Source organism: Rhizobium sp. BK650, from assembly GCF_014195325.1.
GTDB lineage: Bacteria > Pseudomonadota > Alphaproteobacteria > Rhizobiales > Rhizobiaceae > Rhizobium.
Genome location: NZ_JACIBK010000002.1, coordinates 175,842 through 189,708 on the forward strand (window position 1 = coordinate 175,842; position 13,867 = coordinate 189,708).

13 protein-coding genes are annotated in these 13,867 nt (G+C 61.6%); 11 read left to right on the forward strand and 2 right to left on the reverse strand.

Translation table 11 applies throughout. The annotated features are described in order from the left end of the window. The first annotated feature begins 39 nt into the window (after positions 1-39). The 8 genes from cpaB (at position 40) to FHX15_RS05180 (ending at position 8,676) form a co-directional block, all read left to right on the forward strand. Positions 40-855, forward strand: a complete 816-nt coding sequence (gene cpaB / locus FHX15_RS05145) for a Flp pilus assembly protein CpaB (RefSeq protein ID WP_184394312.1) — start codon at positions 40-42, stop codon at positions 853-855. Between the two features lie 5 nt (positions 856-860). Beyond that, a complete protein-coding gene (locus FHX15_RS05150; RefSeq protein WP_409526998.1) occupies positions 861-2,372 on the forward strand; it encodes a type II and III secretion system protein family protein in 1,512 nt (503 codons plus the stop codon). Positions 2,373-2,416: 44 nt separating this feature from the next. After that, entirely contained in the window at positions 2,417-3,112 is a 696-nt protein-coding gene (locus FHX15_RS05155; RefSeq protein WP_184394316.1) for a CpaD family pilus assembly protein, read from the forward strand. A gap of 17 nt (positions 3,113-3,129) precedes the next feature. Then, positions 3,130-4,407 carry a CpaE family protein gene (locus FHX15_RS05160; protein ID WP_184394318.1) on the forward strand — a complete coding sequence of 426 codons (1,278 nt, stop codon included), beginning with the start codon at positions 3,130-3,132 and terminating at the stop codon, positions 4,405-4,407. A gap of 23 nt (positions 4,408-4,430) precedes the next feature. Next, positions 4,431-5,906, forward strand: a complete 1,476-nt coding sequence (locus tag FHX15_RS05165) for a CpaF family protein (RefSeq protein ID WP_184394320.1) — start codon at positions 4,431-4,433, stop codon at positions 5,904-5,906. Position 5,907: 1 nt separating this feature from the next. Beyond that, positions 5,908-6,915: a type II secretion system F family protein gene (locus tag FHX15_RS05170; protein ID WP_184394321.1), complete on the forward strand. Its 1,008-nt coding sequence runs from the start codon at positions 5,908-5,910 to the stop codon at positions 6,913-6,915. A gap of 12 nt (positions 6,916-6,927) precedes the next feature. Beyond that, entirely contained in the window at positions 6,928-7,911 is a 984-nt protein-coding gene (locus tag FHX15_RS05175) for a type II secretion system F family protein (RefSeq protein ID WP_184394323.1), read from the forward strand. 132 nt (positions 7,912-8,043) lie between these two features. Continuing rightward, positions 8,044-8,676 carry a LysE family translocator gene (locus FHX15_RS05180; protein WP_184394325.1) on the forward strand — a complete coding sequence of 211 codons (633 nt, stop codon included), beginning with the start codon at positions 8,044-8,046 and terminating at the stop codon, positions 8,674-8,676. 1 nt (position 8,677) lies between these two features. On the opposite strand, the gene FHX15_RS05185 is transcribed toward FHX15_RS05180, so the two are convergent. Further along, positions 8,678-9,508: a tetratricopeptide repeat protein gene (locus tag FHX15_RS05185; protein WP_184394327.1), complete on the reverse strand. Its 831-nt coding sequence runs from the start codon at positions 9,506-9,508 to the stop codon at positions 8,678-8,680. Positions 9,509-9,648: 140 nt separating this feature from the next. On the opposite strand from FHX15_RS05185, the gene FHX15_RS05190 reads away from it, so the two are divergent. The 3 genes from FHX15_RS05190 (at position 9,649) to FHX15_RS05200 (ending at position 12,456) form a co-directional block, all read left to right on the forward strand. Next, the gene (locus FHX15_RS05190) at positions 9,649-11,040 is read left to right on the forward strand and encodes a leucyl aminopeptidase family protein (protein WP_184394329.1); all 1,392 of its coding nucleotides are present in this window, start codon (positions 9,649-9,651) and stop codon (positions 11,038-11,040) included. 188 nt (positions 11,041-11,228) lie between these two features. Next, positions 11,229-11,579, forward strand: coding sequence for a MarR family transcriptional regulator (locus FHX15_RS05195; RefSeq protein ID WP_184394331.1), 351 nt, complete (start codon positions 11,229-11,231; stop codon positions 11,577-11,579). Positions 11,580-11,601: 22 nt separating this feature from the next. Next, positions 11,602-12,456 (forward strand): NlpC/P60 family protein, encoded by an 855-nt coding sequence (locus FHX15_RS05200; protein WP_184394333.1) that lies wholly within the window; start codon positions 11,602-11,604, stop codon positions 12,454-12,456. Between the two features lie 15 nt (positions 12,457-12,471). On the opposite strand, the gene FHX15_RS05205 is transcribed toward FHX15_RS05200, so the two are convergent. Further along, complete coding sequence (locus FHX15_RS05205; RefSeq protein ID WP_184394335.1) at positions 12,472-13,863, reverse strand: amidase; 1,392 nt, start codon at positions 13,861-13,863, stop codon at positions 12,472-12,474. Positions 13,864-13,867 lie beyond the last annotated feature (4 nt).

The following is a 13,867-nucleotide window of genomic DNA, read 5'->3' on the forward strand; positions in this document are numbered from 1 at the left end:
TTCTGCGGGGCGAACGCGTCGTGCCCTAAGGAATGATCAATGAAACCGGCCCGCCTTATTATTCTAGCTGTCGCCGTGGTGGCAGCCGGCCTCGCCGGTGTTCTCGCAATGAACATGGCCGGCAAAGGCGGCGTCGTAACGAAAGTCCAGTCCGTCATCGAAAAGGAGCCGACGGTCAACGTGCTGGTCTCCAGCGCCAATCTTCCCGTTGGCGCAAGGCTGGACGAGAAATCTGTTCACTGGATGGCCTGGCCGCAGAACGGCGTTGTCCAGGGGTTCATAACCGAGACCGATCGGCCGGACGCCATCAAGGACCTGCAGGGCGCCGTCGTGCGCCTCCCCGTCTTCGAGGGAGAGCCGATCCGTCCGGAAAAGGTCGCCGATTCCAACGCCCGTATCCTGTCTTCGCTGCTGCCTGCCGGCAAGCGCGCTGTCGCGACCGAAATCTCCGTTGCGACCGGCGCCGGCGGCTTCATTCTTCCCAATGACCGCGTCGACGTCATCATGGTGCGCAAGGGGCAGGGCACGGACAAATACATAACCGAAACCGTGCTCAGCAACGTTCGCGTCCTCGCCATCGACCAGCAGATCGAGGAGAAGGAAGACGGCAGCAAGGCAGCGGTAGGCACGACCGCAACCCTGGAGCTGACGCCTGATCAGACAAAGGTTCTGGCCGTTGCTCAGCAGATGGCCGATCGCCTTTCGCTCGCCCTGCGCTCGGTCGCCGATGCCCAGGAGCAGGATACCAGCGCAGCGGATTACCTGCTGAGTGGTGATAACGGCAGCGCAATCGTTCAGGTCATCAAGTCCGGCTCCATCGTCACGGATGCCACCGGCTCAGTGAAGCCGGAGTAAGGGAAATGCAGATGGGCAACTCCAAACAGCGCACCAGGCTTTTCCTGACCGGTTGCCTTTCTCTCGTCATGGCAGCGACTGGCGTTACACCCCTCTCCGTTCACGCGCCCTTCGGCGTGAAGCAGGCCAACGCCGGCTCTGAAAGCCTCATCCGCATTTCTCAAAGCGGTCCCGGCGCGCATCGCCGCCTGAAGCTCGGTCTCAACAAGGCTGTTGTCGTCGACCTGCCTGATGACGCGCACGATATCCTCGTCTCCGATCCGAGCATGGCCGATGCGGTGACCCGCACTTCGCGGCGCATCTATCTCTTCGGCAAGAAGGTAGGGCAGACCAATATCTTCGTTTTCGGCGCCAGCGGCGAGGAGGTCGTCAGTCTCGATATCGAGATCGAGCGCGATGTCTCCGGCCTCGAGACCAATCTGCGCCGTTTCATTCCCGACTCCGCCATCAAGGTCGAAATCGTCTCCGACAATATCGTTCTGACGGGCACCGTGCGTACGCCACAGGATGCGACACAGGCAGCCTCGCTTGCCGAAGCCTTCCTCAAAGGCGGCGAAGCCACGACGCGCACGGAGACGGCCTCCGGTACGGGGGGCGACAGCGCGGTTGCGCTATTTGCCGAAAACCGCCAGGTCTCTCAGGTCGTCAATCTCCTGCAGATCCAAGGCGAAGACCAAGTCACCCTGAAGGTCACGATCGCCGAGGTTCGCCGCGAGGTGCTGAAGCAACTCGGCTTCGACAATCTCGTCACCAACTCCTCGGGCATGACGGTCGCCCAGCTTGGCAGTCCATCGGCCGATACCGCCACATCCGTCGTCGGCGGCGGCCTCGCCGCACTCTTCAAGAACTCGATCGGCAAGTACGATATTTCGACCTACTTGAATGCGCTGGAGCAGGGCAAGGTCGTTCGCACGCTGGCCGAACCGACATTGACGGCGATCTCGGGCCAAGCTGCGACCTTCAATTCCGGCGGTCAGGTTCTTTATTCGACGACGGACAACAACGGCAACGTCACCGTCGTCCCCTATAACTACGGTATCAATCTGGCCTTCAAGCCGGTGGTCCTGTCTTCCGGCCGCATTGCCTTGCAGATCAAGACCAATGTTTCCGAACCGGCGCCGTCGGTATCGGGTGCCTCGCCGACCTATCAGCGCCGCTCGGCCGAAACTTCGGTCGAACTGCCCTCGGGCGGTTCGATCGCTCTTGCGGGCCTCATCCGCGACAACATCTCCCAGACGATGAATGGTACGCCCGGCGTCTCCAAGATCCCTCTTCTCGGCACGCTCTTCCGCCAGAAGGGCGTCGAACGCCAGGAAACGGAACTCGTCATCATCGCGACGCCCTACCTGGTGCGTCCGGTGGCGCGCAATCAGCTCAGTCGGCCGGATGACAATTTCAGCCCGACGAACGATGCGTCCGCCTTCTTTATGAACCGCGTCAACAAGGTCTACGGCAACAACCAGGCGCCGGTCGCCGACGCGCAGTTCCACGGTTCCATCGGATTTATCTACAAATGAGCGGGGCGCGGTCTGAACCGATGAAAAACAACAGAGGCCTGACAATGGGCCATGGGAATATGAAACGAGTCCGCCCCCTGCTTGTGGCCGCATCCATGGCCGTCGCAACCCTTTCCGGCTGCGCCGGGCCGCGCGATCAGCTGACGACCGGAGGCATTCCCGACGATTACAGGGAGCGCCATCCGGTCGTCGTGACCGAAGCCGAGCAAACCGTAGACATCCCCGTCGCCTCTACCGATCGCCGTCTGTCGATTGCCCAGCGCGAGATGATCCGTGGCTTCGCACAAAACTACCTGTCGCGGGCATCGGGTCCCGTCTACATCCTGTCTCCCGAAGGTTCGCCGAATGCGGGAGCCGCCCGCGTCCTGCGCAGCCAGGTCCGCGCCGAACTTGCCTCGCGCGGCATCGCCAGCAACAAGATCGTCAATACGTCCTATGCGGCAGCGGGTGTCTCGGACTCCGCGCCGCTGCGCTTGAGTTTTACCGGCACGACCGCGGTCACGACCCAGTGCGGCCAATGGCCGAAGGATATCTCGGCCGATTTCACCAACCAGAATTACTACAATTTCGGCTGCGCCTCGCAGAACAATCTGGCCGCCCAGGTGGCCAATCCGGAAGATTTCATAGCTCCGCGCGGCATGACTCCTATCGATGCGGAGCGGCGTAACGAGGCGATCAAGGAATATCGGACGACGACGTCCACGATCGAGGAGATCGATTCCGGCCAGACCGGTTTCTGATCAGGCGGAATGGAACGATGAGCACCGTCGACTACGAGATCAAGAACAGCAGCGAGCTTCGCAATGCCGAGGAAGCCGTGCGCATGGGCGAGCTGGAAAATATGCGGCCGCTGCCGCGCATCTCCGTTCATGCCTTCTGCGAAAGCGAAGCATTGCAGCGGGTGATGGAACGCTGCGCCAACGACCGCCGCATGTCAAAGGTCAGCCTGCGCATCACCAGCGGCGGCACGGCTGCTGCTGCGAATATGTTCTCGAGCGCACCGACGCCGAATCTGATCATTCTCGAAACCAGGACGAATCCTGCTAACCTGCTTGCAGAACTCGCGCCGCTCGCAGCCGTCTGCGACCCCTCGACCAAGGTCATCATCGTCGGCTATTACAACGATATCGGCCTTTATCGCGATCTGATCCGCAACGGTATTTCCGAATATATGGTCCAGCCCATCGCCATGCCCGACATCATGGGCGCGATGGCGGCGATCTTCGTCGATCCGGAAGCCGAGCCGCTCGGCCGCTCCATTGCCTTTATCGGCGCCAAGGGCGGGGTCGGAGCATCGACCATCGCCCACAATTGCGCCTTCGGCATCTCGAACCTGTTCTCGACAGAAACGATCCTGGCCGATCTCGACCTGCCCTATGGCACGGCGAACATCGATTTCGATCAGGATCCGGCCCAGGGCATAGCCGAGGCCGTCTTTGCGCCGGAGCGGCTTGACGAGGTCTTCCTCGACCGTCTGCTGACCAAATGCTCGGAGCATCTGTCCCTGCTGGCAGCCCCTTCGCTTCTCGATCGTGCCTATGATTTCGAGGGCCAGGCCTTTCAGCCTGTCATGGATGTGCTGCAGCGCAGCGCGCCCGTATCGGTGCTCGACGTGCCGCATGCCTGGTCGGACTGGACCCGCTCGGTCCTGTCGAACGCCGACGAAGTCGTGATCTGCGCAGTTCCCGATCTCGCCAACCTGCGCAACACCAAGAATATGCTGGATGCGCTTCGCAAGATGCGCCCGAACGACAAGGCGCCGCACCTCATTCTCAATCAGGTCGGCATGCCGAAACGGCCGGAAATTTCGATTTCCGATTTCTGCGAACCGCTGGAAGCCGAGCCGATCGCCATCATTCCCTTCGATAGCGGCCTCTTCGGAAACGCCGCCAATAGCGGGCGGATGATTGCCGAGGTCGATCCGAAGTCGCCCACATCGGAGACCTTTTCGCAGATCTCGCACATCGTCACCGGCCGCGTGGCGGTGAAGAAATCCAGAAAGGGCGGCCTCCTCGGCCTCCTGAAGCGCAAGTGAACCAGTAGAATTGGATCGGATCGATGTTCGGAAAACGCGGAAGTGATGGTTTCGGAAAGGCTGGTGCCGGCGGTGTCGCCGCTGCTCCGCCGCCGATGCCGGCTGCCGCCCCATCCGGCCCCGCGGTGCTTGTCGAGCCGTCGCGCGAGCCCGTCCGCCAGCAGGTGACGCCGCCGCCGTTGCAGACGCCGCAGCGCAGGCGCCCGGTCCGCACTGACGAGTATTATGACACCAAGGCGCAGGTCTTTTCCGCGCTGATCGATACGATCGACCTCTCGCAGCTTTCAAAGCTGGATGGCGAAAGCGCGCGCGAGGAAATACGCGATATCGTCAACGATATCATCACCATCAAGAATTTCGCCATGTCGATCTCCGAGCAGGAAGAGCTGCTCGAGGACATCTGCAACGACGTGCTGGGGTACGGTCCGCTCGAGCCGCTGCTGGCACGAGACGATATTGCCGATATCATGGTCAACGGCGCCGGCCAGACCTTTATCGAAGTCGGCGGCAAGACGATCGAATCCGAAATCCGCTTCCGCGACAATTCGCAGCTCCTGTCGATCTGCCAGCGCATCGTCAGCCAGGTCGGCCGCCGTGTCGACGAATCGAGCCCGATCTGCGACGCGCGTCTGCCCGACGGCTCGCGTGTCAACGTCATCGCGCCGCCGCTTTCAATCGATGGTCCCGCCCTCACCATCCGCAAGTTCAAGAAGGACAAGCTGACGCTCGATCAGCTGGTCCGCTTCGGCGCCATCACGCCTGAAGGCGCGACCATCCTGCAGATCATTGGCCGCGTCCGCTGCAACGTCATCATCTCGGGCGGTACGGGTTCGGGAAAGACCACGCTGTTGAACTGCCTGACGAACTATATCGACCGCGACGAGCGCGTCATCACCTGCGAGGACACGGCCGAACTGCAGCTCCAGCAGCCGCACGTCGTGCGTCTCGAAACTCGCCCGCCGAACATCGAAGGCGAGGGCGAGATCACGATGCGCGACCTCGTCAAGAACTGCCTGCGTATGCGCCCCGAACGCATCATCGTCGGCGAAGTGCGTGGACCTGAAGTCTTCGACCTCCTGCAGGCCATGAACACCGGCCACGACGGTTCCATGGGCACCATCCACGCCAACAACCCGCGCGAATGCCTCAGCCGTATCGAATCGATGATCGCCATGGGCGGCTTCAGCCTGCCGGCAAAGACGGTGCGCGAGATCATTTCCACCTCCGTCGACGTCATCATCCAGGCGCAACGACTGCGCGACGGCTCGCGTCGCATCACCCAGATCACCGAGGTGGTCGGCATGGAAGGCGACGTCATCATCACTCAGGACCTGATGCGTTACGAGATCGAAGGCGAGGACGCGAGCGGCCGCCTGGTTGGCCGCCATATGTCTGCCGGTATCGGCAAGCCGCATTTCTGGGATCGCGCCCGCTATTACAACGAAGAAAAACGCCTCGCCGCCGCGCTCGACGAGATGGAAGCGAAATCGAAGGATTGAGATGTTCGGCATCGCTCCGACAGTGCTGGCAATCGTCGTCCTCGCAGCCGTTGCGGCGGCCGCAGTGAGCTATGCCCTATTGTTCTCGCGGATCGAAAGCGACAAGAAATCGGCAAACCGCATCAATCGCGTCAAATCGGCCGAGGTCGATCGCGCCAACATCAAGGCCGCCCGCGACCGAGTGCAGGAATTGTCGAAGCGTCGCAAATCGGTGCAAGACAACCTGAAGGATCTCGAAAAGCGACAGCACGAAAAGGCTAAGAAGTCCTTGTCGCTGAGGTCGAGGCTGGTCCAGGCCGGGTTGCCGGTCACGCCAGCCCGCTTTTACCTTTTCAGCGCGCTCTTCGCTCTCGTGCTGCTGGTTGTACTCTTCATTGCCGGTGCATCGCCGCTGGTCATGCTCGGAGCCGCTGTCGTTTCCGGGTTGGGTCTGCCGCGCTGGGTGCTAGGCTTTCTGATTTCGCGTCGTCAGAATAAGTTTCTCGATGAGTTTCCGAATGCGCTCGACGTCATCGTCCGCTCCATCCGCTCCGGCTTGCCGTTGAACGATGCGATCCGGCTGATCGCCAACGAGGGGACCGAGCCCGTCAAGAGTGAGTTCCGCCGCGTCATCGAGGCACAGCAGGTGGGCTTGAGTATTCCCGATGCCTGCGCCCGGATGACCAACCAGATGCCGCTGCAGGAGGTAAATTTCTTCGCGATCGTTATCGCCATCCAGGCGCAGGCCGGCGGCAATCTATCGGAGGCGATCGGCAACCTTTCCAAGGTGCTGCGTGACCGCAAGAAGATGAAAGCCAAGGTCAAGGCCCTGTCGATGGAGGCCAAGGCCTCGGCCGTCATCATCGGCGCTCTGCCGTTCATCGTCGCTCTGCTCGTCTACCTGACGTCGCCGCAATATATGATGATCCTGTTCACTGATCCGCGGGGCCACTTCATCATGGGCTTTTCAGCTGTGTGGATGTCGATCGGCATATTCGTGATGCGCAACATGGTCAATTTCGACATATAGCGGGGAGGAGCCATGTCGGCGGAACTTGCAGCAAAAATCACCGATCCCGCGATGCTTGTGGCGGTTCTCGTCGCCATCGCCGTCTTCGCGACGTTCTATACGCTCGCCGTTCCTTTCTTCGAGCGCGGCGATCTCAACAAGCGCATGAAGGCGGTCTCTACCGAGCGCGAGCAGATCCGCGCGCGTGAACGTGCCCGCATGAATTCCGATACCGGGAGCAAGGCAACGCTCAGAAGCCAAAACAACCAGTCTGTCCGCCAGATCGTCGAACGCTTCAACCTGCGCAAGGCGCTTGTCGATGAAAACACCGTGAACAAGCTGCGTGCAGCCGGCTTGCGCTCTGAAAATGCGCTGAACACCTTTCTTGTTGCGCGTTTTCTCCTGCCCTTCGTCTTTCTGGCGGCTGCCGCCTTTTGGGTCTACGGTCTCGGCAATCTTGCCAGCAGAGGACCGGCCGTTCAATTCCTTGCGGTCATCGGTATCGCCTATCTCGGCTTCTACGCACCGAACATCTATATTTCCAATCGCATGAGTAAACGGCAGCACTCTATCAAGCGTGCCTGGCCCGACGCGCTGGATCTGATGCTCATCTGCGTGGAATCGGGTATTTCCATAGAGGCCGCCATGCGCCGTGTCTCCGAAGAGCTCGGCGAACAATCGCCGCCGCTCGCCGAAGAAATGGTGCTGACGACCGCTGAGCTGTCCTTCCTGCCAGACCGGCGCGTGGCGCTCGAAAACCTCGCGACCCGCACCCAGATCGATCTCGTCCGTTCGGTCATCCAGGCGCTCATTCAGGCAGACCGCTACGGCACGCCGGTTGCAACGGCCCTGCGCGTGCTTGCACAGGAAGGCCGTGACGAACGCATGAACGAAGCGGAAAAGAAGGCTGCTGCCCTGCCGCCGAAGCTGACCGTGCCGATGATCCTCTTCTTCCTGCCGGTCCTGATCGCCGTCATCCTTGGTCCTGCCGGCATCCAGGTCGCCGACCGGTTCTGACGCTTGCCGCTGTTGAGAAATCCGGTTAGCGTGCGCCCGCATAACTTGCGATGAGATGGAGCGCCATTAGACGCGCGGACATTCCTGCCGTTCGGGTGCCGGTTTTCCATCGCGTGAAAAGGGGGCTTTGCCATGTCTTCTCTCGGAGTCTTCATCAGTATTATCAGTACGTTGATGATCGGCGCCATGAGCCCGGGTCCGAGTTTTGTCGTCGTCTCGCGCATCGCCATTTCCCGTTCCCGCCTTGACGGGCTTGCCGCTGCGCTCGGCATGGGCATCGGCGGCGTGACCTTCGCTATTCTTGCTCTTGCCGGCCTGACGGCGCTGCTCTCGCAATTCGAGTGGCTTTATGTCGTGCTGAAGATCGCCGGCGGCGCCTATCTGATTTACATCGCCTTCGCCATCTGGAAGGGCGCTAGCGAGCCGCTTGCGCTCTCAGCCGCTGTCGCTGGCAAAAGCATGCCGGCACGCAGTTTTACCGCTGCTCTGCTGACACAGCTGAGCAATCCCAAGACGATCATCGTCTACGCCAGCATTTTTGCGGCACTCCTGCCTAAGAGCGTGCCGGTGGAGCTTTTGCTGGCGCTGCCCGTCGGAGTCTTCCTGGTCGAAGCGGGATGGTACACAATCGTGGCGCTCGCCTTTTCGGCCCAGCACCCGCGCAAAGTCTATCTCGCCGCCAAGGCCTGGATCGACAGGGCTGCGGGTGCGGTCATGGCCGGCCTCGGCCTACGTCTCATCCTGTCCGGTTTGAGCAGCAAATAAGTCAGTTGGTATTGCTGGCGGGAGATGTCGAGTCCTTCGCCGCAAGCTTCTGCCAGGAGTTTTGCTGGGACAGCATGCCGCGCAGATAGGCGACATTGGCATCGGCCTGTTGCGGCAAGAGTTCGCGCCGTGCGATCTGCTCAGCCTCGGGAAAACGGCCCTGCAGGCCGACCGCGAGGGCGAGGTTCTGGCGCACTCGGCTGTCGGCGGAAGGCTGGCCGGCCGCCGAGCGCAGATAGGTCTCCGCCGTGCGCAGGTCACCCGTCAGGAGATAGGACATGCCGAGATTGGAAAGGATCGACGGCTCGTTCGGCTGAACGTCGAGCGCATCGCGATATCGCTGGCGCGCATCGTTCGGCCGGCCCATCTGGTCGAGGATCGCGCCTTCCGCGGAGATCAGCCGCCAGTCCGGCCGATCGGGCGTCTGCGCTCTGCCGATCGTATCGAGCGCCTGTTGGAGCTGGCCTGCGGCGGCCTGCGCCTTGCCGTAGGCGGCAAGCACGTTGCGATCTTGAGGATTGGCGATGGCGACCTGCTGCATGACCGCAAGCGCCTGCGCATCGCGCCCGCTCATGCGCAGCAGATTGGCGTAATTGACACCGTTGACCGGATCGCGCGGGTTCTTCTCATAGGCCTGGCCGACGCGGCTGGTCGCAGCGCGCAATTCGTTCGTGTCCATCTGCTCGACCGGCTTGTCGAGTTTCGGGATCGAGCCGGTCGTCATCCGGTCCTTGGCCGTCGTCGAGCAGCCGGCAAGCGCGAGCATCACCACAGCCGTCGCCGTTGCCTGTAACATACGCTTCTTGAGAGGAGTGGAGGCCGAGACGGGCATTGCGCGATCCTGAATGAAATCGGCGCCTGACCTCAAAGCGGAACAGGGAAAGGTTTGACGCAATCTTCGCTCCAGCAATAGTCTGTTAACCCTAACAGACAGTTAAGAAGCGATTCTGCCCCCTGCCTCCAAGGACAATCATGGCCCCCTTCCAGTTCATCGAGAGATCGACTCCTTTCAACACCAAGGGTGGATCGACGCTGCCGATCTTCGCCGTCACACCCGCCCACATCGAAACCGGCACTATCGATCCGATCGCGCTCGATTGGGCTCGTAAAGCCGGCTACAAGGCGGAAAGCGGCTCGCTGCTTCTGATTCCGACCGCTGACGGCCACCTCGGCGGCGCGCTCTTCGGGCTGGGCACCAATCCGTCGGAACAGCCCTATATCACCGGCAAGCTCGCCCGTGCGCTTCCGGCCGGCGACTGGCATATCGAGACCGCGCCGCTGACGGCGAACCGCCTGACGCTCGGCTTCGGCCTCGGCAGCTATCGTTTCGATCGGTACAAATCCGAAAAATCTCCGGCTGCAACGCTGATGATCCCGCGCGATGCCGATGGCAGCGAGATCAAGCGTCAGCTCGCTGGCGTCTTCCTCGCCCGCGACCTCATCAACACGCCGACCAACGACATGGGTCCGGAGCAGCTCGAAGCTGCTTTCCGCAGCCTCGCCACCCATTACAAGGCCGAGATGTCCGTCATCATTGGTGACGACCTGCTCACGGAGAACTTCCCGCTGGTCCACACCGTCGGCCGCGCCAGCGCCGACGCGCCTCGTCTGCTGGAGCTGCGCTGGGGCAAGAAGGGTCACCGCAAGGTTACGCTGGTCGGCAAGGGCGTGTGCTTCGATACCGGCGGCCTCGACATCAAGCCCGCGTCCTCCATGCTGCTGATGAAGAAGGACATGGGCGGTGCCGCAAATGTCATGGGCCTGGCGCTCATGATCATGGATGCCAAACTGAAGGTCGATCTGCGCGTTATCATCCCCGTCGTCGAGAATTCCATTTCGTCGAATGCTTTCCGCCCTGGCGACATCTACAAGAGCCGCAAGGGACTGACGGTCCAGATTGACAATACCGATGCCGAAGGCCGCCTGATCCTGGCCGATGCGCTCGCCTATGCCGACGAGGACGAACCGGACCTGCTGATCGATATGGCGACCCTGACGGGCGCCGCCCGCGTTGCCCTCGGCCCCGATCTGCCGCCTTTCTTCACTGATGATGCGAACCTCGCGCATGACCTTATGGAGGCAAGTCTCGAGACGGACGACCCGCTCTGGCGTCTGCCGCTTTATGCCGGCTACGAAAAGGATATCCGCACCAAATTCGCCGATATCACCAACGCTCCGGCAGGTGGCATGGCGGGCGCCATCACTGCGGCGCTCTTCCTGAAGCGCTTCGTCGGCAAGGCGAAGAGCTGGGCGCATTTCGATATCTATGGCTGGGCGCCGAACGAGCGCGCCCATTCGCCTGGTGGTGGCGAGGCGCAGGCGATCCGCGCCCTCTACCACCATATCCGCCACAGCATCCGCTGAGCCGCCAAAGCATGTCGCGCAAAAGTGTGGAGCGGTTTGCGATAACGACGTGTGAAAACAAAGGCCTTCGCTGAGCCGATCGTTAAAATTTTATTCACCTTCCGAGGCGGCATTCTGTGCCGCCTCTTGCTTGCGCGGGTCAATTGCCGGAAAATGAAACGTTAGCGTAACGATTTTCCGGAGGGGCCGTGCCGATCGAACTGACCGCCTCGCAGGCGCTTGGCCTCTGGCACGGTGTGGCGCTCAATCAGGTTCGTCACGATGCGCGCGATTTGACGTTGCGCCAGATGGCGATCCTGCTGCATATCTATCTGGTGCCGCCGCCGCATACCGTGCGCGGCTTGGCAGCAACGCTGAACGTGACGAAGCCGGTCATCACCCGGGCGCTGGATACGATGGGCGACATGGGGCTCGTCGACCGCGTTCGCGACGATACCGACCGGCGAAACGTTATCATCAAGCGCACCGTTAACGGTGCGCTCTATCTCGAAAAGCTCGGCGACCTCGTTCGCGAGCAGGGCCGCAAGCTTCCGGTCTGAAAGCCCAACTAAGAGGAATGTCATGACCATGCTCGACCGCCGCCTGCATGCTTACCGCTCGGATCTCGCGGAAGCCGGCCTTGAAGGCAAGGTCGAGGCAAAGCGCTTCGTGAGCGGCAAGCCGGCCCGCATCTGCGTCCCGGTCGTTGCCTTGCGCCCACAGCCGGATCTGGCCCGCGGCATCGATACGGAACTGCTTTTCGGCGAGGACGTGAGGGTCTTGGATCGTGCGGACGGCTGGTGCTGGGTCAAGGCCGAATTCGACGGCTATGTCGGCTATCTGCCCGAGCACTCGATCTCTGAATCGGCACCCGCTCCGACCCATATCGTCGTTACGCAACGCACCTTCCTCTATCCCGAGCCGGAGCTTCGCAAGCCTTACAAGGCAGTGCTTTCGATGGGCAGCCGCGTCCATATATCGGGCGAGGCGGAAACGCGCGGCAACCACTATCTGGCGCTCGGTGACGGGACAGCGATCTTCTCGAAACATCTCCAGCCGCTTGGGTCGCTGGACGGTCAGGATTATGTCGATATCGCCTCTCGTTTTCTGGAAACGCCCTATCTTTGGGGCGGCCGCTCCGGCCTCGGCATCGATTGCTCCGGCCTCGTCCAGCTCGCGTTGCAGATGACCGGCAGAAGCGCTCCGCGCGATACCGATATGCAGGCGGAAGGCCTCGGCGACCCGATCGAGCGCTCGGATGTGCGCCGCGGCGACCTGGTCTTCTGGAAGGGGCACGTCGCCATTTTCGATAATTCCGAAACAATCATCCATGCCAATGGCCATACGATGACGGTCGCACGAGAGAATTTCGAGGCCGCTGTCGAGCGCATCGGCTGGCTCTACGAGCAGCCGACCGGCTATCGCCGCCCTTTTTGATGTTGCCTGCCGGCGTCAGGCGATTGGCGGTTTCGGCCAATTCTTCACGCCGCCCGTCCAGTCCTCGAATGCTTTCGAGAGCCTGAGCACCCGCATGTCGTCGAAGCGCGGCCCGACGATCTGCAGGCCGATCGGCATGCCCGATGTCGAGAAACCGCAATTGATGGACGACGCCGGCTGTTCCGACATGTTCCATGGCACCGTAAAGGCGATATGCTCGAAAGGCAGTTTCGGATCGTTAGTGGGCGAGGCCCATTCGGCCGGATAGGAAACGATCGGATTGGTCGGCGACAGCACAGCATCGACCTCGGCGAAAAGGCGGCCGCAGGTCTTGCGCATCTCGATCGTCTGGTTGAAGCCCTTGACGGCATCCACGCCGCTGATATCGGCCCCGCCCTTCGCCCATTCGTAGATATAGGGCAGGATGCTCTCCCGCCGCTCCTCGCTGAGCCCGGCAATATCGCCCCAGAAACGCGAACGCCAGAAATCATCGAGCCCGTCCAGCATGGCGCGCGTCAGCACCGGGCCGACAGGAACAACCATCGCTCCCGCCTTCTCGAAGAGCTTGGCCGCCTCCTCGACAGCGACCTTCACATCCTCATCCACCGCAAGACCGCAGCCCGCATCGAGCATCAGCCCGATCCGCATGCCGCTAATATCAATGTCGAGATCCATCCAGTTGAAATCATTCGGCAGCAGGCTGGTGCCGTCGCGCCAGTCGGGGCGGGACAGTGTTGCCATCGAATAAGCGGCATCCTCCACCGTGCGCGTCATTGGTCCCGCGCAGCGCCCGACATAGTAGGGATCGACCGGAATGCGCCCATGGCTTGGCTTGAAGCCGAAGACCCCCGTCCAGCCAGCCGGCAGGCGCACGGAGCCGCCAATATCGGTACCGATATGCAGCGGCCCGTAACCCGCCGCGGCCGCTGCCGAGGCGCCCGCGCTTGAACCGCCGGGGTTCTGCGTGATGTCCCAGGGATTGCGGCTGAGATGATGAAAGCTCGAAAGGCCCGACGAGAGCATGCCGAAATCGGGGCAGGTCGTCTTGGAAAAGATGATCGCGCCATCCTCGCGCAGCCGTGCCGCCGCCGGCGCATCGGCTTCGGCAGGCTTCAGCTCGACTGCCTTCGTGCCGAGCGGCACCGGCTGGCCCTTCGTAGCGATCAGTTCTTTCAGCGTGACGGGGATACCATCCAGGGGACCGAGCGTTTCGCCCTTTATCCAGCGCTCGGTCGAGGCCTTCGCCTGCTCACGTGCCGCCTGCGGTTCATAGAGATAAAGCGCCGCGATCGAAGGTTCCCAAGCCTCGATATGTTTTTCGAGAGCAAGCCAGTATTCGAGCGGCGAGAGGCTTTTGTCGGTGAAGCGTCGCCTGATCTCGCGGATGGTGAAATTGGTATCTAGCATGGTC

What these genes read in the sequence shown, in the direction of transcription:
- FHX15_RS05180 (WP_184394325.1), top strand. Translation starts at nt 8,044, where the DNA reads ATGTCTTCTCTCGGAGTCTTCATCAGTATTATCAGTACGTTGATGATC.
- FHX15_RS05200 (WP_184394333.1), top strand. Translation starts at nt 11,602, where the DNA reads ATGACCATGCTCGACCGCCGCCTGCATGCTTACCGCTCGGATCTCGCG.
- FHX15_RS05175 (WP_184394323.1), top strand. Translation starts at nt 6,928, where the DNA reads ATGTCGGCGGAACTTGCAGCAAAAATCACCGATCCCGCGATGCTTGTG.
- FHX15_RS05150 (WP_409526998.1), top strand. Translation starts at nt 861, where the DNA reads ATGCAGATGGGCAACTCCAAACAGCGCACCAGGCTTTTCCTGACCGGT.
- FHX15_RS05185 (WP_184394327.1), bottom strand. Translation starts at nt 9,508, where the DNA reads ATGCCCGTCTCGGCCTCCACTCCTCTCAAGAAGCGTATGTTACAGGCA.
- FHX15_RS05190 (WP_184394329.1), top strand. Translation starts at nt 9,649, where the DNA reads ATGGCCCCCTTCCAGTTCATCGAGAGATCGACTCCTTTCAACACCAAG.
- FHX15_RS05205 (WP_184394335.1), bottom strand. Translation starts at nt 13,863, where the DNA reads ATGCTAGATACCAATTTCACCATCCGCGAGATCAGGCGACGCTTCACC.
- FHX15_RS05165 (WP_184394320.1), top strand. Translation starts at nt 4,431, where the DNA reads ATGTTCGGAAAACGCGGAAGTGATGGTTTCGGAAAGGCTGGTGCCGGC.
- FHX15_RS05160 (WP_184394318.1), top strand. Translation starts at nt 3,130, where the DNA reads ATGAGCACCGTCGACTACGAGATCAAGAACAGCAGCGAGCTTCGCAAT.
- FHX15_RS05155 (WP_184394316.1), top strand. Translation starts at nt 2,417, where the DNA reads ATGGGCCATGGGAATATGAAACGAGTCCGCCCCCTGCTTGTGGCCGCA.
- FHX15_RS05170 (WP_184394321.1), top strand. Translation starts at nt 5,908, where the DNA reads ATGTTCGGCATCGCTCCGACAGTGCTGGCAATCGTCGTCCTCGCAGCC.
- cpaB (WP_184394312.1), top strand. Translation starts at nt 40, where the DNA reads ATGAAACCGGCCCGCCTTATTATTCTAGCTGTCGCCGTGGTGGCAGCC.